The sequence below is a fragment of the Nitrospira tepida genome, assembly GCF_947241125.1.
Lineage (GTDB): Bacteria > Nitrospirota > Nitrospiria > Nitrospirales > Nitrospiraceae > Nitrospira_G > Nitrospira_G tepida.
Window position 1 is genome coordinate 1,622,988 of record NZ_OX365700.1, and the last position, 23,411, is coordinate 1,646,398.

Sequence of the window (23,411 nt, forward strand, 5' to 3'; positions counted from 1 at the left end):
CGAACAGCGGCGTGGGGAGAATCCTGAGACGCCTGAACTGTCGCAGAGGCTTGGTTCACGGTTCAGACGAGGAAGCCGGCAGTGAATCCATTTGAGGAAGCGTGATCGGTGCTGAATTATAGCAAATCCCGGCCAAGCCGCCCGGCGCTTGTCGAGAGGGGCCCTATCGTCCGCTTGGCCGCCATGGCACAATAGAGGAATAGAGGGAAGAAGGGAGCGACCGATTCCAAGAGGGAAGGGGCCAATTGTTGAGAGGGATGTCATGAAGAGCTGGACATTAAAGAATCGATCGGTTGAGGCCGGCGATCTCCTGCGACTCTGTCTTCTCGGGACCCTGTCTCTGTTCGCCTGGCCGGGAACTGCGGCAGCGGTTGACCTGATGGCGCCGAAGGAGCAGCAGAATACGGAAGTGGATCATACGCAGTTGCAGGAGTTCGACCAGCAGCGGAGAGGCGCGCCACAGGCGATTTTCGTCTGGATCAAATTGGCGGAAGGGTTCGAGGAGGAATGGGACAGCTTCGGCCGGAAGGGGTGGTACACGCAGGACCCGAGACTGAAGCCGATCGGGGGCGGCAGCTCGGTGTTCAAGCCTGAGACCCCGGTCATCTATATTGTCTTTGAAGCGGCTCCGTTGGAGGATCCTGCGCTGTTCAGCGCTCAATGGTACTTGGAAGGAGAAGGCGGGAAGCTCTCCGAGAATCCGATCGGCAAGGATGCCCTGGAGGTGCCGGGACACTCGCGATACGGGTACCTGGAATTGAAGAAACCTGACGGCGCCTGGCCCAAAGGCAACTACGTGGTAAAAATCTACATTACCCCGCTTGGCCAGCAAGCCTTCCATGCCGCAAACCAGGTGGGGACGATGAAGTTCACCATTACCGATCAGCCTCAGCAGACCGGCCAGGCCAAGCCATAGCGAGATTCACGGTCTTGCGTTCGTTCGGCCCTCCTTTGTAGAGTCACGTCCATCGAGGTCCGCGGTGCCGATCTATGAATATCTGGCGCAGCGCTGCCTGCGCCCACAGCCCTGCTCCAAGCGATTGGAGTATCTGCAATCCATGAGCGAGGCTCCCCTGAGCCGCTGCCGCGAATGCGGGGCGGCCATCCAGCGGGTGTTCTCCACCTTTGCGGCCCGAACGGGCGCCGTCGGTGTGTCAACGCCGGATCCGACCCCGCTGAATATCACCGGGATTCAGGCTCCGGCTTCGATGCCGAGCGCAGAAGGGGGAGGAGCCTGCGGGGGCCATGGCCATGATCACGGAGGCGGGGCGTGACGAGGAAGGGGAGGACCGGTGGAGATGGCCGAGCGCGTGAAGGAGACCGACCCGGAGAAATTGACCTTGCTCTACGAGCGGTTTCGTGATGTCTGCCTGGTGGAGAAGGAAGTCTGGACTGAAATCTACATGCCGCGGGACGTCAAACAGGGGCCGGTCCTGACGAATGTGCAGGTTCGGTATGACGTCGAAATCAACAAGCCCCACGTCACAGACGTGCTCGAAGCCAATATTCCGATGGGCAAAGCTGCGCTCGGGGCGGCGATCGAGCAATACCGCGACCACATCAGTTTTTATCGGAAAGCGTAAGCGCGTGGGTGGGAATGGAGAAGGCCCCGGTCAGTTGGCCAAGGCCTTCTCGACATCCTGAACGATCTGGGCGGACAGGGGTTTGGTCCGGTGATGGTACTTGGCCACGACCCTGCCGGATCGATCCACCAGATACTTCTGGAAGTTCCATTCGACCTCGCCGGGGAACGGGCTTTCTTCCGTCAGATATCGGTAGAGCGGGTGCTTGTCCGGTCCCTTGACACTGATCTTGCCGAACAGCGGAAAGGTCAGGCTGTACTTCGTGTAACAGAAGCTCTTGATCTCCTGATTCGTCCCCGGCTCCTGCTGGCCGAAATTGTTGGCTGGAAAAGCCAGAATTTCAAAGCCCTGCTCCTTGTATGTGTCGTACATCGTTTGCAAGTCGGAGTATTGCGGGGTATTGCCGCAGAAACTGGCCGTGTTCACGAGCAACAGGACCTTACCTTTGAACTGTCCGAGGGACAGGGGACGGCCGTCGATATCGTCCAGGGTAAAATCATAGAGGCCGGTCGTCTTAGCCGCCATCGCCAGCATGCCTTCCTGGGCCGCCTGGGCGCCGCCCGGTTCAAAGAGATAGCCGGAGTTGCAGCCTGCGACGAGTCCTGCCCCGAGACCGATGCTCATCACCCACCGACGGACCGTAGACATGGCACCCCTCCATACCAAGCTTGCTTGATCCGGCGCCTCGTTATCGCTTTATCGAATATGATGGCGCCGGAGAAACGCCTCACGTGATTCTCCGCGTGATTCCCATACCAAGCTTTGGTTAAACCGGGCGCCATACCAAAGCTTGCTTGATCCGGCGCCTCTTTCTCGTCTTATCGACTCTGACGGCGGCAGGGAGACTCCACGGTAGAGTCTCCCGCCTTTCCGTTCGGTCACGCTTGGTCAGGCCCGCAGCCGCTGCAGCGCCGCAATCCGGTCCTCGATGGGCGGATGCGTGGCAAACAGGCTCATGACGCCTCCCGTGCGTCCTGAAATCTTCATCGTCGCCAGCGCGTCCTGCGGAGCCGGCTCGAACTGGGTCTGCGTCACCCACCGGTCGATCGCGCGGAGCGCCGAGATCATCGAATCCTTGCCGTAGACCTTCGCCGAGAAGGCGTCGGCGCCGTATTCGCGGTGGCGCGAGAACCAACTGATCAGGATCGAGGCCAGGATGCTGACCACGATTTGCAGCACGAGCGAGAGCCCGAACCCCAACGCAGCCTGGTCGCGCTCCGCAAAGAAACGCCGCACCCACATGGCGATGAAGTACACGAAGGTGTTCATCAAGCCGGCCAGCACCGTGGTGGCGAACATGTCGCCGTTGAACACGTGGCCCATTTCGTGGGCGAGGACCGCTTTGACCTCCTGCTCATTCAGGTTGCGCAAGAGGCCGGTCGAAACCGCCACCATCGAGTTGTTCTTGCTGGGGCCGGTCGCGAACGCATTGGGATCGGGCGATTCATACACCCAGACCTCCGGCATGTCGATATTGAGGCGGGCGGCAATCTCTCTGACCGATCCATAGACGAGCTGTTCCGCCTGCGTCCGTGGATTGGTGATTTGATAGCAGTCGAGCATGGCGCGGGCCATCTGCTTCGAGAACGCCAAGCTGATAAAGGCGCCGCCGAACCCGAAGACCATCGCCCAAACCAAGGACGTGAGGTCGACCGACCCGCGCACGTCGATGCCGAACATCGGCAAGATCACGTTGATCACGATCGGAACCGTGATCGAGAGCGTCACCATGATCAGGATGTTGGCGGCGAGCAACAGCACGATTCCCTTCAACGACTTCATCTGTCTTCTCCTCCTTCGCCGGATCGCCGGAACTGGATGCCGGGAACCGACCCGATCGTAAACTTGCCAGATTATACTACAAGGACTCGGTATGTTCCTGGATATTGATCCAGGCTCCTCTCTGGGGCCTGCGAGACCCTGAAGTAGATAAGCCGGATGCCGCCGGAGGTCAAGGGCGAGAAGCGGTTGGAGGAGAGGCGTCCAAGGGGCCGACGGGAGAACGGGTGCGATCGTCGCCGAGTTGACCCCCGGCGATTCCATTTGCTAGAAGGGCTCATGGGGACGACCAAGGCGCGTAAACCGAGAAAAGCTCCGCTCGTCCTCTCCTGCGCGGCGCTTGCGATGCTGGCGTCTTCCGGCTGGTCCCATGCCGAGGAAGCAGGCCAGGGCTCCCCAGAATCATCCGTTGATGCCGAATTAGGGCCGGACGGGATACAGCGGCTCACGGTCACGCTGGACAGTTATTCCTATGCTCCAAACCGAATCGCGGTCCGAGCGGGCAAACCGGTCGAGCTCCTGTTGAAGAGCGTGACGGTGCTCACCCCCCACAATTTTGTCTTGAAGGAAGGCGGGGTCTCCATCGAGCAGGATGTCAGCGCCGGCGAAACCAAGACCGTCCGATTCGTCCCTGTGAAAGAGGGACAATTCACGTTCTACTGCGACAAGCAATTGCTGTTCTTCAAAAGCCATCGAGAAAAGGGTATGGAAGGCCGTCTGGACGTGAGGCCGTGACCATTCCACCTGCGCAGCCCGACAAAGATCTCGTCCTCCGCGACCTTCTCAAGCAAGTCTCCCGCCTGTTTTATACGACTCTGGCCGTTGTGCCGCGGACCGTGCGGGATCAGGTGAGTCTGGCCTACCTCTTTGCCAGGGCGGCCGATACGATTGCGGACACCGATTTGATCGACCGGTCCAAGCGACTGGCCTACCTAAAACAATATCAGAAGCAGTTCGAGCACGACAACCTGGACCGTGAGTCAATCCGCTCGATCCAGCGCGAGATGGCCCCGCTTCAACAGGATTCAGCGGAACGGGTGCTGCTCCAGCGGCTGGACGAGTGTTTCCGCCTGTTCGGCGAGTTCCGGCCGGACGATCGGCAACGGGTGCAACGGCTGCTGACCACGTTGACCAAGGGGATGGAGTTGGATCTGATTTGTTTCCCCGGCGACTCGGCAAAGCAGGCGGCGGCGCTCAAGAGCCTCGACGATCTGGATCGGTATACCTATTACGTGGCAGGCTGCGTCGGGGAATTCTGGACGGACCTCATGTGTGCGCACCGTCCGGCGCTGGCAGGGTGGAACCTGCGCGAGATGGCACAGGTCGGCATCCGATTCGGCAAGGGATTGCAGCTCACTAACATCGTGAAGGACGTGGCGCAGGATCTGCAGCGCGGCCGTTGTTATGTGCCGGAACCCTTGCTCCATGAGGCGGGTCTCGCGCCGACCGACCTGCTCGATCCCGCACGGTTGCCGCAATTCAGGCCGGCGCTGCGCACGCTCGTCAAACTGGCCGTGTCACATCTCGACCAGGGCTGGCTCTACACGATGGCGATCCCGCGCCGGGAGATCCGGCTCCGGCTTGCCTGCATGTGGCCGATTCTCTCGGCCGGCGAATCGCTCAAGCTGGTCCAGAACTCACCCAACCTGTTGAATCCCGCGGTCAAGGTGAAAATTCCCCGCAGCAGGGTCTATCAGATCATGGCGTTGACCGCCGGGACCGCCGGCTGCGGCTACGTCGGCACGGCCTACTGGAACCGGCTGAGAAAGCAACTCGAATAGTTCCGACTAACAGGGGCATTGGATGCCGTTCAGCCAATAGAAAAACCAGATGCTCAGCGCCACCGTGATGTAAAAAATGGTCTTCCCCAATTTCGTCTCCCACTCCGGGACCTCACGGTCGCCCGAGCTGAAATCCGGCTCGTCTTCCTGATACGTCGGCGCCTCCCAACGTGGGAACGGCTGAAATTTTCTGGCTGGTTCCATGGTTCAACCTCCTGGGTGCCCTTGTTTCAACCAGGTCGGGACCTTCCACCTCCTGCCCTTCTCTGACCGCACGACGGCGAAGCTGACGCGCGCGGGGCCTCTGCTTTGGCTAGCCCGCATTATTCATGAACGCTTCTGCTGCAATCGCGGATTCGCCGCTGCGACAGAGCCAACATGAGGAGTCGAAGGCAAAGTACCTCTCCGCCGCGATGTGATCGAACGCGGCGGCTCAAGCGAAGCTTGGTATGGCGGGCGTGCTCGCCGCTCAGTCCCTCGACGTACTGTTTCAAGTACGCCTTGGTTCTTCGCGGCTGTGCTTGCCCGTCTCGCCTGGCGACTGCGCGATTTCGCCACGAATCGTCATGAATAATGCGGGCTAGGCGGCTTACCTGTTGCGGGAACAAGGAGTCCTTGCTGCGGGGATCAAACGGGGAGTCACGACCGCGCGCAAAGAATTCCGTTCGCGCAAGGCATGTCCCAGGCGAGGGCTATGTGTCTTGTATGCTAACTCCCCCTTCTCCCTTGGGGCAAGGTCGGGAAAGGCCGGTTCGCCCGCCACAGCTTCTCTCCCTCGTCTGTGGCATTGGACCATGACTGTTATCCTCGCGTGACACCGATAGTGGTTTCGGTTAGGCTACCTGCCTGTAGGCCGGTTCTGGGGAGGAAACTATGGGGCAGCCATCGGTTCGCGACGCCATCGTCAGCTCGATTCAGGGGTTGGGCGCCCTTGCCGAGCGCTTTGGTATTCGCCTGGTGATTCAGTTCGGGTCAACAGTCAGCGGGACGAGCCATAAAAAAAGCGACCTGGATGTTGCGGTCAAGCTGATCGATCCTGATGTGTCCTTGTAGACTATGCTCGATATCCAGGCGGCTTTTCAGGTGTTGTTTCCCGGATCTGACATAGATCTGGCGATCCTGAATCGCGCGGACCCTTTGTTTCTAAAGAAGATTCTCGAATCCGGTCGGTTGCTCTACGGCAATGAAAAGGAATTTGCGCGTCTTCGTCTTTCCGCCTTCAAGCAATACCAGGACTTTCGGCCCTATCTGGAATTGGAGCGGCGGTATGTTGCTCGTCGCCTGGCGGCCTTGTGTTCGGAGACGTCCCGCCCATGATCGATTGTGCCCTGATCACCAGAAAAATGTCCTTGATCTTGCAGGACCTGCCGAAGCTGACCGATCTCGCGCGATTGCCGCGAGAGCAGTATGTCGGTGATCCCATACATGAGGTTGTGGCCGAGCGGTACTTGGAGCGGACTATTGGACGGATGATCGACATTAACTTCCACCTTGTCACCGAGTCGGGCCAGGCACCGCCCAAGGACTATTACAATTCCTTTTTGGCGCTCGGCACGCTCGGCGTTATGACGGCTGATCTTGCCAAGCAAATACGATGGCCGCCGGACTCCGCAACCGCATCGTGCACGAATACGATGAGATCGATCCTGAGCGAGTGTACGAGGCGCTCCCTATCGCGGTTCGTCAGATTCCTCTGTATTTAGACCGCATTCAGCGATTCATGGAACAATTGTCGAAGGAATAACGTGTTGATCAGTTTCAGGAGTCAGTCAGAAGGAGGGCAGAAATTAAACGAGCCCGTGAGTGAATTTCAGAAGGTTTCCGACATCTCGCCCAGCTTCTGGCCGGGAATCCGGACCTCCCTCAGCTTTTTGGCTGCGGCACCAGCAGCTTCTCCCCCTTCCTGAACACGCCGTAGATGGCGTGGGAGGGGCAGGCATCCAGGCAGAGGCGGCAGCTTTCGAGGCAGCGTGACGCGTCGAACTTGAACGGCGGCGTGGACAGCCAGGCGCCGGTCGGGCAGATCGGCACGCAGATCGCTTGATGCGTGCAGCGGTCGGGGTGGCGGACCAGATGATCACGAACAACCATCATCGGTTTGACTCCTTCAAAAAGTCCCTGCGAGAAGATCTCGAACATGTTCTTGGCGCGGGACTCGTTCACTTCCATTCCTTCACCAGCTCTTTCAACCGGTCTTTCAATTCGGGGATCTGTTCCAGATTGTTGTGGATGGCTCCCAGAATCTTTTCCAACCTGGCCGCGCGGAGTGCCTCGCGGTCTTGCTGAACAAGCCGATCATACTCAGCATACGCCTGTGCATGCGTGCCTGCCAGGTGCGGACGGGCGTTTTTCAATGCCTCGCCGATCTCCCAGGGTTCCGGCGCAAGCGGCGGAGCCACGGCGAATGACCCGTCGGTGAAGACCAGCACCACGGCGCCCGGCTTGCCGGCCAGCGGCTCGACGGCCTCGACCGTCTTGCCGATGAGTTGGGTCCAGTCCGTCACCAGACCGGGGAACCGCTTCATAAACGCGACCTTTTCTGCGTTGGCTTTCCATTTGTCTTCGGTGGCCATGGTGTCGGCGCGGGCGAGCCGCGGACGGCTTACAGGTGCAGATGAGGGAGTCCGGGCGGGGTGCCTGGTTGATGATTGGGCATCAACAGCCGTTCGACAATCTCGCCCTTGACGATATGGCGTTCCATGATTTCCGTGACATCGGCCTCCGAGCCTACCCAATACCAGACCCCTTCGGGATAGATCACGACACTGGGGCCGTATTCGCAATGGTCGAGACAGCCGGCCTTGTTGGCCCGAACCATCCCCTTGAGCCCGAGCCGCTCCACTTCCTTCTTGAAAAAGGCATGCAGCCGCTCCGATCCCTGATTGGCGCAGCAGCCGCGCGGATCGTCTTTGGGGCGCTGGTTGATGCAGACGAAGATGTGATGCTTGAAGCCTGACATGGTGTCTCACAATGCGGTCAGGCCGGCTGAGCCTGCGAGCGGGCTTGAATGTCTCCGAGAAGTTGCGTCACTTCTCCCGGAGCGAGCAGGGCCTGGGGCGTTGCGGAGGCGCTCAGGAGTGTAACGATCTCGCGCAGGCGCAACTGGGCGCGCTGCAACTCCTCTGGGCGATCGAGCAGGGAGCCGTCACGCTGCTTGAGTTTCTCGAACTCGCCGCGGATGTCGCGATAGTCGCGCTGCAGGTTTTTCTGCATGGAACAGGGTTCGCAATACCATTTCGGGCTTTGGTCGGCGGACGGGGAGAGCCGGTCATAGGGACGGCCGAAGAAGTCCTTCCCGAGCGAAAGCTTCATCAGAGGCCCCTTTTCTGTTCCACATCCGTCACACGTCGTCATCATCGCGGTCCTTGATCCTGTGACGTTCGCCTGAACGTCGCTCCGGTCTCGCTGTCGCAGGAGTGTACAACAGGGCTTTCCTGACTGTCCACCGCGCCGGATGCGACCGGCATGGCTGTCGGTGCACGTGGAGGGCGCAGCGCTTCTGAGCCTGGCATGAACGGCGTATAATATGACTCGTGGCAGTACGCAATACCCGGGAGGTATCGATGATCATCGGGATACCCAAAGAGATCAAGGACCATGAGTACCGGGTCAGCCTTACGCCGGACGGAGCCAGGACGCTGGTCGGGTTGGGCCATCGAGTGCTGGTGGAACCCTCGGCTGGGGACGGGTCCGGGTTTCCGGACGAAGAGTACCGAAAGGCCGGCGCGCAGATCGCCCGCGACAAGGCGCACCTGTTCGCCGAGGCCGAGTTGATCGTCAAGGTGAAGGAGCCGCTGCTGGAAGAATGTCCCTTGTTCCGTCCGCAACAGACGCTCTTCACCTATCTTCATCTGGCCTCGCTGCCGCAACTGACCAAAGCCTTGCTTGACGCGCGCGTGCTGGCGATCGCCTACGAAACGACGGCCCTGGCCGACGGCAGCCTGCCGATGCTGAAACCGATGAGCGAAATCGCCGGCCGCATGGCCGTGCAGATCGGCGCGCATTACCTGGAGGGGCTCCACGGAGGCCGGGGCCTGTTGCTCGGAGGAGTGGCCGGGGTGGCACCGGCCCATGTCGTGATTTTGGGGGCCGGCGTCGTGGGCAGCGCCGCCACGCAGATTGCCGTGGGAATGGGAGCGAGGGTAACGGTGATTAATCTGGATCTGGAGCGGCTGCGCGCGTTGGATGCCCTCTATCGGGGACGGATTGTCACCTTGGCGCCCAATCAATGGGCGATCGATCAGACCGTGCTGGACGCCGACTTGGTGATCGGAGCCGTCTTGGTGCCGGGAGCCAAGGCGCCCAAGCTGGTCAGCCGCGCCGTGGTCAGCGGGATGAAACCCGGGTCGGTCATCGTCGATGTAGCGGTCGATCAAGGCGGGTGCGTGGAAACGATCCGGCCCACCACCCATTCGGATCCGGTCTACAAGGTTGACGGCGTCCTCCATTATGGCGTCCCGAACATGCCGGGCATTGTGCCGCGAACCTCCACTTTAGCCTTGACCAACGCCACCCTGCCCTTTATAGTCCGCCTTTCCTCGGAGGGAGCGGAACGGGCCATCCGTTCTGATCCAGCCTTGGCCAAGGGTGTGAATCTGGCCTACGGGACGGTCACGCACAGAGGCGTGGCGGAAGCCCACGGTCTCCGATTCGAGCCCTTGACCTAGCCGCACTCCCTCCGATAGATACATGCCTTGTCGGGGCGTAGCGCAGACTGGTAGCGCACTGCGTTCGGGACGCAGGGGTCGGAGGTTCAAATCCTCTCGCCCCGACCATACCAAGCTTGCTAGTACCGGTGGCTCTCTAGGCGAAGCCTCTCCCTATTGACGCCACCGGAGAAACACCACAGTTTAATCTTGTCAGATGTGTGCCGTCTTTCGTGTGTTCCGCCGGCTCATCGGGCGAAGCCCTCTTCTTTGCGCCGGCGGAGAGACACCTCCAGTGAGGGTTTTTCTATTCGTACCTGTGATCCGGCGGCTCTTCAGGCGAAGCCTTCCTATATGACGCCGCCGAGAGCACCTTCAGTGATTCGTTCTTGGCTTGTTTTTGCCAGCCTTTGTGTGACCCGCCGGTTCATCCGAGCTTGATCGTCTCTGAGGCCGGCGGAGAAACCTTTCGCGGATTGCTGTTAAATCCCGCCGCATTTCCTCCTCATGGTCGCTCTTTCGACTTTTCTCAGTCGATGCGATACGCACAAACCAGCAGCCTGAACCGCCTGTGCTCGCCTGTGCAGAGGGAGGTTGAGCATGGTAGCGTTTTGTGAAGAATCTTGCGGGCGCGGACAACGCACGAGGGGACAGGTGTGTGGCCGCACGATTCGCCCATTTACTTGTGTCACGAGGATGTTGTGCTAATCTGCCAGGAGCATTGACCATGAGCGAGTTGGTTCGTGCGCGTGTGCTGGTCAGCGGGATCGTCCAGGGGGTGGCGTTCCGGGCGTTTACGCAGCGTCAGGCCCTTCGCCTGAACCTTCTCGGCGGCGTTCGGAATCTGGACGACGGCCGCGTGGAGGCCATCATCGAAGGCGTGCGGAAGGACGTGGACGCGCTGATCGAGTTGCTGCGGCAGGGGCCGCCCATGGCCAGGGTCGAGAGAGTGGAAATCGAGTGGGGAGCGCCGTCCGGCACTGAGCAGACCTTCCAGATCTGGTACTAATCCCGTGCAAAAGCGAGCACAGACCTCCATGGCCTATGGAAACCGGAAGCGCGCTCGGGCCGTCGACGCCGACGAGGATGCGGGGGTGGGTGAAGAAGAAAGTCTCGACGGATCGGAGCCCTCCAAGGGACGCGGCCGAGGCGCCGGCCGCTCGGAGGGGTTGGATACCGTCAAGACCTACCTCCGAGAGATCCGCAGCTCCACGTTGCTCGACTTCAAACAGGAACAGGAACTCGGCAAGCGGGTGATGGCCGGCGATGAACAGGCCCGGACCCAGATGATCGAGTCCAATCTGCGCCTGGTGATCAGCATCGGCAAGCGCTACATGAACCGCGGATTTCCCTTCGCCGACATCGTCGAAGAGGGCAATCTCGGGCTGATCAAGGCCGTCGAGAAGTTCAACTACAAGCGCGGGTTCCGCTTCAGCACCTACGCCTCTTGGTGGATTCGCCAGTTCATCGAGCGGGCGATCATCAACCAATCGAAGCTCGTGCGGCTGCCCGTCCATGTCGTCGAACGGCTGAACCGGTACCTCGGAGACGTCGAAAAGATGGTTCGGGAACTCGGACGCGAACCGACGGTCGAGGAGATCTCCCTGCGCACCAAGCTGCCCAAAGAAGACGTGGAGGATCTCAAGCAGTTGATCCGGACCACCTGTTCGCTCGACAGCCCCATCAACGACCGCAGCGATACGTTCCTCCGGGACGTGATCGAAGACCCCGGGGTGGTGTCGCCGGCGGACAGCGCGGAGGGGATTCAGCGACGGGAAGAACTCATGAACTGGGTCCGCCAACTGCCGGACAAGGAACGGATGGTCGTCATCTCGCGTTTTGGACTTGATGGAGGGGAGGCAAAAACGTTAGAAGAGATCGGCCGCGAACTGGGGTTGACCCGCGAGCGGGTCCGCCAGATTGAAATGGCGGCGCTGGGGAAGATCCGGGCGGCGATGGAGCGGCAGACCATCAGGCAGGATGACCTCCTGTAGAACTCGATCTCGACGTGAACTATAAAGCGCTGATCCGGGAAGTCCCGGATTTCCCCAAGCCCGGCATCCTGTTCTACGACATCACGACCCTCCTGAAAGACGCGGAGGCCTTTCGGGCCATCCTGGCCGATATCCAGCGCCGATTCGATCGCGATCACGTCACCAAAGTCGTCGGCATCGAGTCCCGGGGGTTTATCATGGGCGGCGCTCTGGCGACACAACTCAAGGCGGGGTTTGTGCCGGTCCGGCGACCGGGCAAGCTGCCGGCCGATACCTTCGAAGTGAAGTACGATCTCGAATATGGGTCGAACTCGCTGGCCATCCATCGGGACGCGATCGTGCCGGGCGAACGTGTGTTGATTGTGGATGATCTGCTGGCGACGGGCGGCACCGCTGAGGCGACGGTGCATCTGGTGGAGCAACTTGGGGGCCGGGTCGCCGGATTGGGATTTCTGGTTGAGCTTGAGTTTCTCAAGGGGCGGGAGCGGTTGCAGGGGTACAACCTGTTCGCCGCGGTGACCTATCCATAACCGCCGAATCCGGTAGGACGCAGGCCTTCTCGATCGACAGGCGGCCGAGAGACCGCCGGCTCGCGCCCTTGTAAAAGCCATGACGGCGTGTTATAGATTCCGAACTTTTTTCGGCCCCCACGCGTCACGCCTCACGTGAGGACCCCATGGCGGCGAAAGCGCAACCCAAAAAGCAGGTCGCTGAGAAGGCCAAGCAGCCGGTCAAGACCATGAGCAAAACCAAACCCATATCCCCGATGAAAGATTCGAACAGCAGCAAAGAGCCGGCAGGGGCCGCGGCGCTTCCGGTCGAACCGGAGCCCGAAGCCAAGCCGAAGCGGCCGGCGATGCTGACGCCGGACCAGCAGGAACGGTACGACTCGCTGCACCGCATGTTGATGGCCAAGCGGCAGGAGATTCTCAAGGAAATCGGCGGCAGCTTCGGACAGTCGGTGACGGAAGATCAGCAGCAGCGGTTGGAATCGGCCAAGGATGTCGGCGATCAGGCCCTCATGGATCTCGAGCGGGAAGTCGGGATTTCCCTGATGGAGATGCGCAATCGCAAGCGCCAATTGATCGACGAAGCCTTAGGGCGGTTGCGCGACGGATTATACGGCATCTGCGCCGAGTGCGGTGTGGAAATCAGCGAGCGGCGATTGGCGGTGATGCCGTTTGCGAAGCTCTGCGTGGAATGTCAGGCGCGGCAAGAGTTGTTGGAGCGAATTGAAAAGGAAGAGGAGCGGGACTAGCCGCGTAGGCCGTGCCTCCGCCGCGCCGGACAATGTCCCGTCCTTCGACTCAAACGTGGTTGTCGGTGCCGCTTGACCCGCCTGCTTCAGGTGTGTTCCTCTCGGTTCGAACGGTTGATTTCCCTCTGAACGGTATGTGAGTCTTTGTTTGGTCCATGACGGACCGACTCTCGTACCCGCGACCGAGACCCAGACATGAAAGCCGTGGTGCTTGCGAGCGGCGGACTGGATTCCACGGTTGCCGCGGCCCTTGCCAAGCGCGAGGGGCACGAACTGTTTTTTCTCACGGTGCAATACGGACAGCGCCACGAGGTCGAAGTCGAGCGGGCCTTGGCCATCGGGCGGGCGCTGGGGGTGTCCGATCACCGGATTGTCCAGGTCGATCTCCGCTCGATCGGCGGCTCCGCCCTGACCGGCGACGTGCCGGTGCCGAAAGGACGGTCCGCGGCGGATCGAGCGGCGGCTATTCCGGTCACCTACGTGCCGGCGCGCAACAGCCTGTTCCTGTCTCTGGCCGTGGGCTATGCCGAAACAATCGGCGCCCGGCGTGTCTACATCGGCGCCAACGTGGTGGACTATTCCGGCTATCCGGATTGCCGGCCTGAATTCTTGCGCGCGTTTGAGACGACGGCCCGCCTGGGCACCAGGGCCGGCGTGGAAGGGCAAGGGATCGAGATTTGCGCCCCGTTGCTCCACAAGTCCAAAGCCGAGATCGTCCGGCTCGGCATGGCCCACCAGGCTCCTTTGCACCTGACGCACAGTTGCTACGATCCCGCTCCCGACGGGACGGCCTGTGGCCGATGCGACAGTTGCCAGATTCGCCTGGCAGGATTCGAGGCGGCGGGGTTCACCGATCCCATTACCTACGCCGGACGCGAGGAGTCAGTATGAGCGTCTCACCCGAAGAATTTTTCATGTACCTGACGATCGGGCTGATCGTCGTGATCCCCGTGTCGGTGCGGATCTATCGCCGCCTCACCATGAACCGCACGGCGCAGATGTTGAAGGAAGAGTTCGGGGTTGATCCGGACGCGCCTGCTTCCGATCCATCGACAGGCTCGAAGAGGCCGTAGATGTCGGGAGGCTCCTCCCGCTGCTGAAGAAGAGAAGATCGGACCAGAGGCGAGGAGATCAGGAGAGGAAAAGGCGGGTGATCCAACCGACATCAAGAGCGATCCGGCGGCGCTTGCGGCAATGCGGCGTCCTCGGATTTGGGATTGTGGCGGGACTGGTCGGCCTGCTGGCGAGCGGGTCCTGTGCCAATCAGGAGGCCGGGACAACTCCGGCCGATGTGCTCAAGGGCGAAGGGCTCTTCAAAGCGAACTGTCTCCGCTGTCACGGAGAGCGGGGCACCGGCACAACCCAGGGGCCGCCGCTGGTCCATAAGATCTACGAGCCGAACCATCACGCCGACGTGGCCTTTCAACGCGCGGCCGCCAACGGGGTCCGGGCGCATCATTGGCAGTTCGGGGATATGCCCAAGATTGACGGGGTGACGCCTCAGGATGTGGCGGAGATCATCCGATACGTCCGATGGCTGCAACGGCAGGCGGGGATTTATTGAGCCCCATCCATGAGGAGCTTCACACACGACCCCGTTTGACAGCCTGATTTTCCGGTGCGTAAGCTACGTTAGGTGTTGTCGGCGGCAAGGTGTTTTCTCCGGCCGCCAAGAGCCATCGAAGAGCGGCCGGTTCAACCGAAGGTTGGTATTAGAACAATCGAGGTGAATCCCGTGCGGTGGTTTCTCCGGCGCCGGTAAATTTGTGAAAACGTAAGAGAGGCGCCGGTTCAACCGAAGGTCGGTATGGAGAAAGGCCAGAGGCCGAGGAATCTCTTGAGGTGTTTTCTCCGGCCGCCAAGAGCCATCGAAGGGCGGCCGGTTCAACCGAAGGTTGGTATGGAGGTCCTTATGCGGAACGGTATTCAGGCCGGTGTCTTCACGGCCGCCATGCTGGGCGTGATGACCCTCACCGCGGGTTGTGCCCTGGTGGCGATCGACGCGGGGCACGAAGGGGTCATGGTCGAAAAGCCATTCTTCTTCGGACATGGGGGAGTCGATCCCGACCCAGTCAAGACGGGCCGCCAGGCGGTGGCGCTCACGACGCAGGTGATCGATGTGGATGTGCGCCCGATCCAATACTCCGAGCACTTCGACATCATCTCGTCGGAAAACGCGCCCGTCTCGTTTGACGCCTTCATGATCGCCAACGTGATCGAAGGACGGTCGCCTGATTTGATCAGCCGCTTCGGGCCGAACTGGTATGTCAACAACGTGAAGGAGGCCTTCCGGACGATGGTTCGGGAGGAGGTCCAAAAGTATCCGTTGTTTCAGTTGACCACCGATCCCACGACCCGCACGAAATTGCAGGAAGCCATCGCGCAGCAGTTGCGCGTGAACCTGCTGGAGAAGCAGAACATCCCGGTTCGCCTCAACCGAGTCGTCGTCGGCAGCATCCTGCCGCCCAAGGGCGTACTGGAACAGACCGCCCAAACAATCATTCAGGAACAGCGCCGGATCACGATGATCGAATTTCAGAAGGCCGAAGAGGCCCGGGAGAAGGCGGAAAAACAGCGGGGAATTGCGGACCGCGCCTATCGGGAAGCGCTGGGGCTCACTGCCCCGGAATTTGTGGATCTGCGCCGCATCGAGGTCCAGAAGGAGATCGTGCAACATTCGCCGTCGGCTCTGACCGTCATCATGGGGTTGGAGCGGATGGGGATCAACTTGCCTCCCTTGGGAGCGGAGAAATAACACCCGACTGTCGGGACACGGTGGTGGGATGAAAAAACCGGGTGAGAGGCGCCTCTCACCCGGTTTTTTGTTCGTAACTGATCGATTGCTGACTTAAGGGGCAACCCAGACTCGGTGGGAGGCGGTATTGAGGGGTTTGGCAATCTTGTGCACGCCGACCTGGCCGGCATTCATGACATCGTCGCCTCCCTGGGTCTTTCTGGCCGGAATGCGTGCGGTCGCGAGCAGGAGTCCCTGGGCGTCGAAAAACTCCACCATCACGTCGGCTTGATCGCGCAATGTCCCTTGATAGGCCGTATTCTGCCAGTCCAGCCGGCGGAGGGCTTGGAAGGTCACCAGGAGGTGGCCTTCCCGATCGTCCTGCACATTGAGAATCTTAATGGCGCGGTTCTGATCCGTTCCGAGCGCGGCGGGATCGCTGCTTCCTCTGGCGCCGGCCAGCACGATGCGGGAGACATCCTCCGACTCCAGCGAGCCGGAGATTTTGCAGGAGACCGTCGTCCCCTTCTCGGTCTGCTCGAGCACACGGGTCTCCTTCAGCGCGTCCTTCACGACCTGGTCGAGGATCTGTCGGTTCAAGGCCGAGTCCACCAGAGAAGCCGTCGCGTCCCGATAGACCGATGAGGCGCTGACCGCCATCCGTGCGGCCTCACGGCAGGCCAATGCCTTGGCGTCGGCTGCGGATTCGGGCGCATGGAAGGTATAGCGGTAATCTCCGGTAACCTCGATCTTGGAGGCCTCCGCGGTCTGAGCCAGCCCGGAGAGGAAGACCATCGTGAGCGGACCGATGAGCGAAGCGATGCCGGGTGATCGTCGAGGCTTGTTCATGGAAACCTCCGGGGCGGGAGCTGTCATAAACCAGAACCAGATTCCCGCCGAACTCGTATGTCATCTTACCAACCACGTCGATGCCGAGCAATCGCCGGCGGAGGCGGGCCAGGTCAGGACTTGAGCAGCGTGACAAGTTGCCGGATCGTCATGGGAGCGTTGCCCTCCGCGCGATTGTTGACTAGCACATAGGCCGTCCGATGTTCGGACCGGGCCTGCCGGATCAGGGCCACCGTGTCCTGCCTCATCCGCGGCTGAGGCAGAACCAGCCGATTGTAGGGGGCGAATCGCTCGACCGCCTCCGCGTGGGCCAGGCCCAAGGGGGTCATGAGTCTGGCAACGATGAACGGGGCGGAGAACCGGCCGCCGAGAGACCGATGCTGTGACGCCAGGTCCGGCATGAGGGACCAGTGGTTGTAGACATGGGCGACGCCGTAGGCCGCGAGCAGATCCCGGTAGCGAGGGCCAAGGACGGCCGGATTGCGGATCTCGATCGCGTACCGGGGGCCAGGCGGAAGGCGATTCAGAAACGGCTCTAGTCGGCGGAGCAACTCCTCGACGGTCAGGCCGGTCCGCTGGAATTCAAAGAGAAAGACCCCTAGGGTTTCACCGAGGCCCTGTCGCGCCGGCTCATAGACTACATCTCGAAAGAGATCCGCATCGAGGAATCGAGGGTTTCGGCTTCCCGCCTTGCTTCCGTAACGGGGAAGCCGCGCAAAGGCAGGGATCGTCAGCTCTTCCCAGACCTTGAGGCAGAAGTGGAAGGTCGGCGGGACCTGGGCGGCATAAGATGCTAATTGGGAAGACGTTGCCGGACGATAAAAGGTATGATCGATCCCGACCGTGTCGAACAGGGGGCGGTCCTCATGCTGAAAGGCGGCGTATTCGGAGAGGCACTCCCGGCTGAAGCGGCTCTTGGCATAGGGGCGATGGTAGATCAGGCCTTGCCAGCCTTCATAGGCCCATGAGCTGGTTCCGAAGCGAACCAGGGCGTCGCCAATAGGGGGACGGCCGGGACCATCGGAAGGATCGGCTCTGTCCTGCTTGTTGAAATCGGCGCTCACGGGCAGGCGTATCGTTGATCGCATGACGAATATCGGCCGGAAAGCTTGTCCATGACCATGCAGGACCTCCGTCGCTCCATCGTGCCGGCGTCCGATTGTACTGTTGTTCGGCTGTCGCCGTCATCGTGACTTGACAGGTCTCGGCGCATCTCGCAGACTTCTACCCGATTCCATGACCGACCATCACGAACCCGATTGCCTCACCGAACTGCTCGGCCATTATGGCATCGCCGATCACTATTACGATGTCTGGGGGCAACACCATGTCGTTTCGGAGGAGACCAAGCGGGCGGTGCTGGAGGCCATGGGCGTGCCGGCCGGCTCTCCCGAGCACCTGACCCGGTCTTGGGAGGCGGTGAGGTTCCGGCCGTGGCGGCGGATCTGTGATCCTGTCGTCATCGTCCAGGCCGGGCAACCCTCCGTCACCTGTGCGGTGCGGGTTCCTTCCGAAGAGGGCCTGGATGGCGAATGGACTCTCGCCTGGTCCCTCCGCGACGAAGCAGGCCGGACAGTTGCCGACGACCGCGCCGGTCCCGGATTGGCCCCTGTCGATACGCAATCCATCGAGGGGACCCGCCATATTCAGTTTCAACTCGACATCCCGTTGGCCGTGCCCCTTGGATACCATGACCTGTCGGTGGTGGCGACCGTTGGGTCCCGGAGCATCCAAGGCCATACGCTCCTGATCGTGACGCCGTCCGGCTGCTACACGTCCGGCGCCTTTCAAGACGGCGGACGTGTCTGGGGCCTGTGGACCCAACTCTATGCGCTCAGGTCGCAGCGCAATTGGGGATTCGGCGATTTCACCGACTTTGAGGCCTTGGTCCGCTGGGCCGCGGCCGATCTCGGTGCCGAGGCGATCGGAGTCAACCCTCTTCATGCGCTCAAGAATCGGCGTCCCCACCATATCAGTCCCTACTCGCCGAACAGCCGGGTGTACCTGAACGAACTCTATGTCGATGTGGAGCGGGTGCCCGAATTCGCCTCGAGCCCGGGGGCCCAGCGTCTGGTGGCGAGCGATGAATTGCGGTCCCGCATCGAGGCCTGTCGAAAATCGGACTGGGTGGACTACGAAGGGGTGCAGGCCGCGAAATGGGCGGTGTTTGAGCAGCTTTTTCACACGTTCGACGCGACGCATTTCCTCGAAACAGAGGGAGCGCGGAGGGCCTGTACCGGTCGCGGCGAAGCCTTCGAGCGCTATTGCCGGGAACAGGGAGAATCGCTTGAGCGATACGCCACCTACGCCGCCCTGTCCGAGCACTTTCAACGGTTGTCGCCTCCCATCTGGGTCTGGCGCAAATGGCCCGCCGAGTATCAGCATCCCGACAATGACGCGGTCCGGGCCTTCGCCGAGCGTCACCGGGATCGAATCCGGCTCCACCAATACATGCAATGGGTGGCCGAGGAACAGTTGGCCGAGGTCTCCCGTGTGGCGGCGGATCTTGGGATGCCGGTCGGCCTATACCATGACCTGGCGCTGGGCAACGATCCGAGCGGGGCGGAAGGTTGGCTGCTCCAGGATGTCCTGGCCATGGAGGCCGACTGCGGCTGTCCTCCCGACGCCTTTGCCATGCAGGGACAAAATTGGGGCTTTCCTCCGTTCAACCCGGTGGCCTTGCGCGAGCAGGCCTATCGACCCTTTATCCGGTTGGTGCGGCAGAACCTCTCCCGCGGTGGGGCCTTGCGGATCGACCATGTGATGGGGTTGTTTCGGCTCTTCTGGATTCCACGGGGGCGGCCGGCGTCGGCCGGCACCTATGTGCACTATCCGTTCGACGATCTGCTCGGCATCCTGGCTTTGGAAAGCGTGCGGGCGAAGACCGTGGTGGTCGGGGAGGATCTCGGGACCGTGCCGGACTGGGTACGCGAGAAGCTTGAGGCGGTCAACATCCTCTCGTACCGGGTCTTCTATTTTGAGCGGGAAGCGGACGGATCATGGAAACAGCCGAGCGACTATCCGGTCCGATCCCTGGCGGTGACGACGACCCACGATCTGCCGACGTGGCTGGGGTTTTGGACCGGAGAAGATCTCGAGACGCGGGCGAAGCTCGGGTTGTTTCCGACGGAGGAGGCACGGCGACAGGCGTGGGAAGAACGGGAGCGGGACAAGACGAAAATCCTGGAGGCCCTGGCCCGCGCCTCCACGCTTTCCGAATCGCCGGACCGCGTCGAAGCCTCCCGCGCGGTTCAGGCCGAGCGACTCTTGGAGCCGGTCCATCGGTTCCTGGCCCGTTCTTCGTCCTGTCTGGCGCTGGCCAGCCTGGACGACTGGCTCAGGGAAGTCTCCCAGGTGAACCTGCCGGGGACGGTCGATCAGTACCCCAACTGGTCGCGCAAGCTCTCGGTTCCCCTTGAAGCCATGAAGGGCGAACGCCTGGTGCGCAGGCTCGCGCAGGTCATGCGCGAGGAGCGGCCGCCTCGCCGTCCCGATGATGCGGAGCCAGGGATCGGCACTGACCCTCCATCACGGCCCACGACACCATGACCAACCGCAACCGGATCGTCCTGGTCATCGCCGCCTTGCTGTTTGTCACTGTGGTGGTGGTCGAGACGCTCGTGCCGGCCAATGTCGTCGGGGCCTATGCTTTTGTGCTGCCGATCCTGCTGGTCGCCTCCACCCGCAACCGCAAATTGCTCTACCTCACCTTGGTCTTCTGCATCATCGCGACCTATATCGGGCTGATGCGGCCGACAAAGCCGGGCCGCTTCGTATCCGCCGTCATCAACCGAACCCTGGTGGTCTGTGTGCTTGGAGGGGTCGCCTATCTGGGGCTGACATGGGAGGAACGGAAGGCCAGGGAGGAAGCGGCCAGGGCGGCCCTGGCCCTGCAAACGGAAAATCTCCTCAAGGCCCATGCGCAGTTGGCCGAGGTGAAGGATGCCTTGAACCGGGCGGAGCGGTTGGCGGCCGTCGGGCAACTCGTGGCCTCCGTGGCCCATGAAGTCGGTACGCCGCTTCATTCCATCGCCTGGCATGTGCGCGCGCTCCGCGAGGAGGCTGCCTTGACGCCGGACATGGCCAAGCGCCTCGACACGGTCGAATCCCAAATCAATCGGGTCGTGCTGATCATTCAGGACCTGCTCAGCACCACCAGGCAGCGCAAGCCCAATCCGGCCTGGACGCCAGCGCTCCAATTGCTCCACTCCGTGGCGGCTCTGATGGAGCCGACCTATGTGACCAAAGGCGTGAAGCTGTCCGTGACCTGCCGGCCCGAGAGCCTGGTTCTTTGGGCCGATCCGGAGCAGATGCAACAGGTGCTGGTCAATCTGTTGTCCAACGCCCTGGCGGCCACGCCGTCGGGCGGCGAAGTGCTGTTGTCCGCGGAACAGCAGGCCGTGGATCCGATCGAAGCGGAAGAGTGGCAACGGATTCGAGAAGAGGTGCCGGGGAACGTGGCCGTCCTGTCGGTGGACGACAACGGGTGCGGGATGCCGCCCGAGCATGTCAGGCAAACGGTCGAGCCGTTCTTCACGACCAAAGAGATCGGAAAGGGCAGCGGGCTCGGCCTGTTTCTCAGCCGGGAAATCGTCAAGGCGCATGGGGGGAGGCTCTCAATCCACAGCGAAGTCGGCAAGGGCACGAAGGTGCTCATTGCGCTGCCGATGGAGGATCGAGCGGATCGAGCCGCGTAGGAGCCTGTCCGACATTGCCGTTCGTGACGAGGTGAAGGAGGTGCTGGCAGATGCCAGGCCGCAGGCCGCGAAGACGGGAAGCGTATTCGCTGGAATACGTTGAGGATGTTTCGGGGCCGAGAACGAAGCAGATGCCGGTACATCGTTTGCCGCAGTAGAAAGGTCAATGTCGGACAGGCTCCTAGGAACCGATGATGCAGCCGAAGGCAAAAATCCTGGTGGTGGACGACGACCAAGTCGCGCGCGAGCTGCTCGTGGAGGCGCTGCAGAAGGAAGGTTATGACGTCGAGAGCTTCGGGAGCGGCCAGGAGGCGATCGAGCGGGGCCAGCAGCTCCCGGTCGATTTGGTGCTGACGGACATCCGAATGGGAGCCGTGGATGGATTTCATGTGCTCCGCGAGTTCAAACGCATCAGGCCGGGAACCCCGATCGTGCTGCTGACGGCGTTCGGCTCGTTGGAAGGGGCGATCGAGGCGATCAAGCAGGGCGCCTACGACTATCTGGCCAAACCCTTCCGCAAGGAGGAGGTCTGTTTGGTGGTCCAGCGGAGTCTCGATCACGCGAGGCTGCTCCGGGAGAACAGCCGTTTCCGGGAGGAGCTGCGTGAACGGGCGGTCCTGACCGGCCTCGTGGGGAGCAGCCCGGCCATGTTGGAGGTGTACAAGCTCGTGGCGCGGGTGGCGCAGGGCAAGAGCACCGTGCTGCTGGAAGGCGAGAGCGGCACCGGCAAGGAACTCGTGGCCCGGGCCATCCACGGGAACAGCCCCCGCCACGAGATGCCGTTTGTGCCGGTCAACTGCGGCGCCTTGCCCGACGCGCTGCTGGAATCCGAAATGTTCGGTCATGAAAAGGGCGCGTTCACCGGCGCCGTCGGCGTCAAGCACGGCCTGTTCGAAACCGCGAACGGCGGCACGTTATTTCTGGACGAGATCGGGGAATTGGGGCAGGCGTTGCAGGTGAAACTGCTCCGCGTGATGCAGGATCAGGAAATCCGCCGCGTCGGCGGCACCAGTTCAGTCAAGGTGGACGTGCGGTTGATCGCGGCGACCAATCGCGACCTGCCAACCCTGGTCAAGGAGGGCCGATTTCGGGAGGATCTCTTTTATCGGCTCAACGTCGTGCGGATCAAGTTGCCGCCGCTTCGCGAACGGCGCGAGGACCTGGCGATGTTGGCCCATCATTTCTTGCAGAAGTACACGGGGACGGCCGACCATCCAGTGCGGGGCTTCGCCAGAGAAACCTTGGCGCTGCTCGACCAGTACTCCTGGCCTGGCAATGTGCGGGAATTGGAAAATGCGATCGAGCGGGCCGTGTCATTAAGCCATGGGCCGGTGGTCTTGCCGGAGGACCTGCCGGAATCCCTCCGCCGCACGGCTCTGGCGCCGCCCTCGGTTCACCAGGCGGCGCCCGTCCTCGAGAAGGACGACCGGTCCGAATTTCTCCTGACGCTCGAAGAAGTGGAGCGGCGTCACCTGCTCCGTGTGCTGAAGGAAATGAAAGGCAACAAGGTCAAGACGGCGAAGATTCTCGGGATCGACCGGCGGACGCTCTACCGGATGGCCGAGCGGTTCGGCATCGATCTGGGAGAGGACACGGAAGGGACCGGAGAGAACCCTACAAAAGCTTAAGCTCGTTCTTGATCAGACGGAGATAATGTTCGGCGCTCTGCCGCAACGGCGGATCGGAGGGAGTCCAGCTTCCCGCCAGCGATCCCTTGCTCTCGTGGAGCACCGTCAGCAGGAGTTTGGTGGAACGCTCCCCCTCTTCGTTCAGATTGGCCTCGGCCTGCGTGCGGCCGACTCCGAAACGAACGCGCAACATCCAGTCCCACGGCGCGCGAATTTCCTCCCGATAGCCGGTTTGAATCGATTCCGTCCGGTTTTCGGCGCGGCCTTGAGCGGATTCGACGGTATAGCCCTCCGAGGCGAACACCTCGAGCACCGCGGCCCGGACCTGATCCATCGGCGCGTCCAGCAGGGCCTCCACCGAATCGGCTTGCTGGGGCACGGAGGGCGAGGCACAGCCGCCCGCCAACAGCGCGACGATGAATAAGGCCCGTCGGAGCCGAGGGTGGGAGACGGTCGTCATGA

The 23,411-nt window shown here is 61.5% G+C and carries 29 protein-coding genes and 1 tRNA gene; 20 read left to right on the forward strand and 10 right to left on the reverse strand.

Annotated features, from left to right (window positions below; all coding sequences use genetic code 11):
- Positions 1–262 precede the first annotated feature (262 nt).
- The 3 genes from QWI75_RS07615 (at position 263) to QWI75_RS07625 (ending at position 1,583) form a co-directional block, all read left to right on the forward strand.
- On the forward strand, positions 263–916 hold the full coding sequence (locus QWI75_RS07615) for a hypothetical protein (RefSeq protein WP_289268103.1): 654 nt from the start codon (positions 263–265) through the stop codon (positions 914–916).
- A gap of 64 nt (positions 917–980) precedes the next feature.
- Positions 981–1,274, forward strand: a complete 294-nt coding sequence (locus QWI75_RS07620) for an FmdB family zinc ribbon protein (protein WP_289268104.1) — start codon at positions 981–983, stop codon at positions 1,272–1,274.
- 24 nt (positions 1,275–1,298) lie between these two features.
- Positions 1,299–1,583 carry a hypothetical protein gene (locus QWI75_RS07625; protein WP_289268105.1) on the forward strand — a complete coding sequence of 95 codons (285 nt, stop codon included), beginning with the start codon at positions 1,299–1,301 and terminating at the stop codon, positions 1,581–1,583.
- A 30-nt stretch (positions 1,584–1,613) separates the two neighbouring features.
- On the opposite strand, the gene QWI75_RS07630 is transcribed toward QWI75_RS07625, so the two are convergent.
- Together QWI75_RS07630 and htpX are read right to left on the reverse strand one after the other, a co-directional pair.
- Positions 1,614–2,231, reverse strand: coding sequence for a glutathione peroxidase (locus QWI75_RS07630; protein WP_289268106.1), 618 nt, complete (start codon positions 2,229–2,231; stop codon positions 1,614–1,616).
- Between the two features lie 240 nt (positions 2,232–2,471).
- Positions 2,472–3,365, reverse strand: coding sequence for a protease HtpX (gene htpX, locus QWI75_RS07635; protein WP_289268107.1), 894 nt, complete (start codon positions 3,363–3,365; stop codon positions 2,472–2,474).
- Between the two features lie 276 nt (positions 3,366–3,641).
- Here htpX and QWI75_RS07640 point away from each other — a divergent pair, with 276 nt between their 5' ends.
- The gene (locus tag QWI75_RS07640; protein WP_289268108.1) at positions 3,642–4,097 is read left to right on the forward strand and encodes a cupredoxin domain-containing protein; all 456 of its coding nucleotides are present in this window, start codon (positions 3,642–3,644) and stop codon (positions 4,095–4,097) included.
- Complete coding sequence (locus tag QWI75_RS07645; protein WP_289268109.1) at positions 4,094–5,143, forward strand: phytoene/squalene synthase family protein; 1,050 nt, start codon at positions 4,094–4,096, stop codon at positions 5,141–5,143. Before QWI75_RS07640 ends, QWI75_RS07645 begins: the two co-directional genes overlap by 4 nt.
- 6 nt (positions 5,144–5,149) lie before the next feature.
- On the opposite strand, the gene QWI75_RS07650 is transcribed toward QWI75_RS07645, so the two are convergent.
- Positions 5,150–5,347, reverse strand: a complete 198-nt coding sequence (locus tag QWI75_RS07650; RefSeq protein ID WP_289268110.1) for a hypothetical protein — start codon at positions 5,345–5,347, stop codon at positions 5,150–5,152.
- A 669-nt stretch (positions 5,348–6,016) separates the two neighbouring features.
- Here QWI75_RS07650 and QWI75_RS07655 point away from each other — a divergent pair.
- The gene (locus QWI75_RS07655; protein ID WP_289268111.1) at positions 6,017–6,196 is read left to right on the forward strand and encodes a nucleotidyltransferase domain-containing protein; all 180 of its coding nucleotides are present in this window, start codon (positions 6,017–6,019) and stop codon (positions 6,194–6,196) included.
- Positions 6,197–6,737: 541 nt separating this feature from the next.
- Positions 6,738–6,887 carry a HepT-like ribonuclease domain-containing protein gene (locus tag QWI75_RS22735; protein WP_370693554.1) on the forward strand — a complete coding sequence of 50 codons (150 nt, stop codon included), beginning with the start codon at positions 6,738–6,740 and terminating at the stop codon, positions 6,885–6,887.
- 119 nt (positions 6,888–7,006) lie between these two features.
- Here the strand turns inward: QWI75_RS22735 and QWI75_RS07665 are convergent, their stop codons facing one another.
- The 4 genes from QWI75_RS07665 to QWI75_RS07680 all read right to left on the reverse strand — a co-directional run bounded on the left by QWI75_RS07665 (position 7,007) and on the right by QWI75_RS07680 (position 8,455).
- Positions 7,007–7,312: a hypothetical protein gene (locus QWI75_RS07665; RefSeq protein WP_289268113.1), complete on the reverse strand. Its 306-nt coding sequence runs from the start codon at positions 7,310–7,312 to the stop codon at positions 7,007–7,009.
- Complete coding sequence (locus tag QWI75_RS07670) at positions 7,303–7,668, reverse strand: hypothetical protein (RefSeq protein WP_289268114.1); 366 nt, start codon at positions 7,666–7,668, stop codon at positions 7,303–7,305. Before QWI75_RS07670 ends, QWI75_RS07665 begins: the two co-directional genes overlap by 10 nt.
- A 77-nt stretch (positions 7,669–7,745) precedes the next feature.
- Positions 7,746–8,102, reverse strand: a complete 357-nt coding sequence (locus QWI75_RS07675; protein WP_289268115.1) for a (2Fe-2S) ferredoxin domain-containing protein — start codon at positions 8,100–8,102, stop codon at positions 7,746–7,748.
- A 17-nt stretch (positions 8,103–8,119) separates the two neighbouring features.
- Positions 8,120–8,455, reverse strand: a complete 336-nt coding sequence (locus QWI75_RS07680) for a hypothetical protein (protein ID WP_289268116.1) — start codon at positions 8,453–8,455, stop codon at positions 8,120–8,122.
- Between the two features lie 251 nt (positions 8,456–8,706).
- Between QWI75_RS07680 and ald the strand changes: the two genes are divergently transcribed.
- The 10 genes from ald to QWI75_RS07730 all read left to right on the forward strand — a co-directional run bounded on the left by ald (position 8,707) and on the right by QWI75_RS07730 (position 15,796).
- Positions 8,707–9,810 (forward strand): alanine dehydrogenase, encoded by a 1,104-nt coding sequence (gene ald / locus QWI75_RS07685; RefSeq protein ID WP_289268117.1) that lies wholly within the window; start codon positions 8,707–8,709, stop codon positions 9,808–9,810.
- Positions 9,811–9,841: 31 nt separating this feature from the next.
- Positions 9,842–9,918, forward strand: a tRNA-Pro gene (locus tag QWI75_RS07690).
- A gap of 598 nt (positions 9,919–10,516) precedes the next feature.
- Positions 10,517–10,798: an acylphosphatase gene (locus QWI75_RS07695; RefSeq protein ID WP_289268118.1), complete on the forward strand. Its 282-nt coding sequence runs from the start codon at positions 10,517–10,519 to the stop codon at positions 10,796–10,798.
- A 28-nt stretch (positions 10,799–10,826) separates the two neighbouring features.
- Positions 10,827–11,783, forward strand: coding sequence for a sigma-70 family RNA polymerase sigma factor (locus tag QWI75_RS07700; RefSeq protein WP_289268119.1), 957 nt, complete (start codon positions 10,827–10,829; stop codon positions 11,781–11,783).
- Positions 11,784–11,797: 14 nt separating this feature from the next.
- Positions 11,798–12,313 (forward strand): adenine phosphoribosyltransferase, encoded by a 516-nt coding sequence (locus tag QWI75_RS07705; protein ID WP_289268120.1) that lies wholly within the window; start codon positions 11,798–11,800, stop codon positions 12,311–12,313.
- Between the two features lie 146 nt (positions 12,314–12,459).
- Positions 12,460–13,041 (forward strand): TraR/DksA family transcriptional regulator, encoded by a 582-nt coding sequence (locus QWI75_RS07710; RefSeq protein ID WP_289268121.1) that lies wholly within the window; start codon positions 12,460–12,462, stop codon positions 13,039–13,041.
- 195 nt (positions 13,042–13,236) lie between these two features.
- On the forward strand, positions 13,237–13,932 hold the full coding sequence (gene queC / locus QWI75_RS07715; protein WP_289268122.1) for a 7-cyano-7-deazaguanine synthase QueC: 696 nt from the start codon (positions 13,237–13,239) through the stop codon (positions 13,930–13,932).
- Positions 13,929–14,114 carry a hypothetical protein gene (locus tag QWI75_RS07720; protein ID WP_289268123.1) on the forward strand — a complete coding sequence of 62 codons (186 nt, stop codon included), beginning with the start codon at positions 13,929–13,931 and terminating at the stop codon, positions 14,112–14,114. Before queC ends, QWI75_RS07720 begins: the two co-directional genes overlap by 4 nt.
- Before the next feature lie 77 nt (positions 14,115–14,191).
- Positions 14,192–14,605 (forward strand): c-type cytochrome, encoded by a 414-nt coding sequence (locus tag QWI75_RS07725; RefSeq protein ID WP_289268124.1) that lies wholly within the window; start codon positions 14,192–14,194, stop codon positions 14,603–14,605.
- A 348-nt stretch (positions 14,606–14,953) separates the two neighbouring features.
- Positions 14,954–15,796, forward strand: coding sequence for an SPFH domain-containing protein (locus tag QWI75_RS07730; RefSeq protein ID WP_289268125.1), 843 nt, complete (start codon positions 14,954–14,956; stop codon positions 15,794–15,796).
- A gap of 93 nt (positions 15,797–15,889) precedes the next feature.
- Here the strand turns inward: QWI75_RS07730 and QWI75_RS07735 are convergent, their stop codons facing one another.
- Positions 15,890–16,624, reverse strand: coding sequence for a hypothetical protein (locus QWI75_RS07735; protein ID WP_289268126.1), 735 nt, complete (start codon positions 16,622–16,624; stop codon positions 15,890–15,892).
- A 113-nt stretch (positions 16,625–16,737) separates the two neighbouring features.
- Positions 16,738–17,712, reverse strand: a complete 975-nt coding sequence (locus QWI75_RS07740; RefSeq protein ID WP_289268127.1) for a DUF72 domain-containing protein — start codon at positions 17,710–17,712, stop codon at positions 16,738–16,740.
- Between the two features lie 148 nt (positions 17,713–17,860).
- Here QWI75_RS07740 and malQ point away from each other — a divergent pair, with 148 nt between their 5' ends.
- The 3 genes from malQ to QWI75_RS07755 all read left to right on the forward strand — a co-directional run bounded on the left by malQ (position 17,861) and on the right by QWI75_RS07755 (position 22,949).
- On the forward strand, positions 17,861–20,173 hold the full coding sequence (gene malQ, locus QWI75_RS07745) for a 4-alpha-glucanotransferase (RefSeq protein ID WP_289268128.1): 2,313 nt from the start codon (positions 17,861–17,863) through the stop codon (positions 20,171–20,173).
- Entirely contained in the window at positions 20,170–21,321 is a 1,152-nt protein-coding gene (locus QWI75_RS07750) for a sensor histidine kinase (RefSeq protein WP_289268129.1), read from the forward strand. Before malQ ends, QWI75_RS07750 begins: the two co-directional genes overlap by 4 nt.
- A gap of 191 nt (positions 21,322–21,512) precedes the next feature.
- Entirely contained in the window at positions 21,513–22,949 is a 1,437-nt protein-coding gene (locus QWI75_RS07755) for a sigma-54-dependent transcriptional regulator (RefSeq protein WP_289268130.1), read from the forward strand.
- Here QWI75_RS07755 and QWI75_RS07760 read toward each other — a convergent pair.
- A complete protein-coding gene (locus QWI75_RS07760) occupies positions 22,936–23,409 on the reverse strand; it encodes a hypothetical protein (RefSeq protein WP_289268131.1) in 474 nt (157 codons plus the stop codon). The two genes, QWI75_RS07755 and QWI75_RS07760, sit on opposite strands and share 14 nt — an antisense overlap.
- Positions 23,410–23,411 lie beyond the last annotated feature (2 nt).

Bases quoted from the DNA above. Each gene is read 5' to 3' on its own strand.
- QWI75_RS07615 (WP_289268103.1), top strand. From the start codon at position 263: ATGAAGAGCTGGACATTAAAGAATCGATCGGTTGAGGCCGGCGATCTC.
- QWI75_RS07625 (WP_289268105.1), top strand. From the start codon at position 1,299: ATGGCCGAGCGCGTGAAGGAGACCGACCCGGAGAAATTGACCTTGCTC.
- QWI75_RS07630 (WP_289268106.1), bottom strand. From the start codon at position 2,231: ATGTCTACGGTCCGTCGGTGGGTGATGAGCATCGGTCTCGGGGCAGGA.
- htpX (WP_289268107.1), bottom strand. From the start codon at position 3,365: ATGAAGTCGTTGAAGGGAATCGTGCTGTTGCTCGCCGCCAACATCCTG.
- QWI75_RS07640 (WP_289268108.1), top strand. From the start codon at position 3,642: ATGGGGACGACCAAGGCGCGTAAACCGAGAAAAGCTCCGCTCGTCCTC.
- QWI75_RS07650 (WP_289268110.1), bottom strand. From the start codon at position 5,347: ATGGAACCAGCCAGAAAATTTCAGCCGTTCCCACGTTGGGAGGCGCCG.
- QWI75_RS07655 (WP_289268111.1), top strand. From the start codon at position 6,017: ATGGGGCAGCCATCGGTTCGCGACGCCATCGTCAGCTCGATTCAGGGG.
- QWI75_RS22735 (WP_370693554.1), top strand. From the start codon at position 6,738: ATGGCCGCCGGACTCCGCAACCGCATCGTGCACGAATACGATGAGATC.
- QWI75_RS07665 (WP_289268113.1), bottom strand. From the start codon at position 7,312: ATGGAAGTGAACGAGTCCCGCGCCAAGAACATGTTCGAGATCTTCTCG.
- QWI75_RS07670 (WP_289268114.1), bottom strand. From the start codon at position 7,668: ATGAAGCGGTTCCCCGGTCTGGTGACGGACTGGACCCAACTCATCGGC.
- QWI75_RS07675 (WP_289268115.1), bottom strand. From the start codon at position 8,102: ATGTCAGGCTTCAAGCATCACATCTTCGTCTGCATCAACCAGCGCCCC.
- QWI75_RS07680 (WP_289268116.1), bottom strand. From the start codon at position 8,455: ATGAAGCTTTCGCTCGGGAAGGACTTCTTCGGCCGTCCCTATGACCGG.
- ald (WP_289268117.1), top strand. From the start codon at position 8,707: ATGATCATCGGGATACCCAAAGAGATCAAGGACCATGAGTACCGGGTC.
- QWI75_RS07695 (WP_289268118.1), top strand. From the start codon at position 10,517: ATGAGCGAGTTGGTTCGTGCGCGTGTGCTGGTCAGCGGGATCGTCCAG.
- QWI75_RS07700 (WP_289268119.1), top strand. From the start codon at position 10,827: ATGGCCTATGGAAACCGGAAGCGCGCTCGGGCCGTCGACGCCGACGAG.
- QWI75_RS07710 (WP_289268121.1), top strand. From the start codon at position 12,460: ATGGCGGCGAAAGCGCAACCCAAAAAGCAGGTCGCTGAGAAGGCCAAG.
- queC (WP_289268122.1), top strand. From the start codon at position 13,237: ATGAAAGCCGTGGTGCTTGCGAGCGGCGGACTGGATTCCACGGTTGCC.
- QWI75_RS07720 (WP_289268123.1), top strand. From the start codon at position 13,929: ATGAGCGTCTCACCCGAAGAATTTTTCATGTACCTGACGATCGGGCTG.
- QWI75_RS07730 (WP_289268125.1), top strand. From the start codon at position 14,954: ATGCGGAACGGTATTCAGGCCGGTGTCTTCACGGCCGCCATGCTGGGC.
- QWI75_RS07735 (WP_289268126.1), bottom strand. From the start codon at position 16,624: ATGAACAAGCCTCGACGATCACCCGGCATCGCTTCGCTCATCGGTCCG.
- QWI75_RS07740 (WP_289268127.1), bottom strand. From the start codon at position 17,712: ATGCGATCAACGATACGCCTGCCCGTGAGCGCCGATTTCAACAAGCAG.
- malQ (WP_289268128.1), top strand. From the start codon at position 17,861: ATGACCGACCATCACGAACCCGATTGCCTCACCGAACTGCTCGGCCAT.
- QWI75_RS07750 (WP_289268129.1), top strand. From the start codon at position 20,170: ATGACCAACCGCAACCGGATCGTCCTGGTCATCGCCGCCTTGCTGTTT.
- QWI75_RS07755 (WP_289268130.1), top strand. From the start codon at position 21,513: ATGATGCAGCCGAAGGCAAAAATCCTGGTGGTGGACGACGACCAAGTC.
- QWI75_RS07760 (WP_289268131.1), bottom strand. From the start codon at position 23,409: ATGACGACCGTCTCCCACCCTCGGCTCCGACGGGCCTTATTCATCGTC.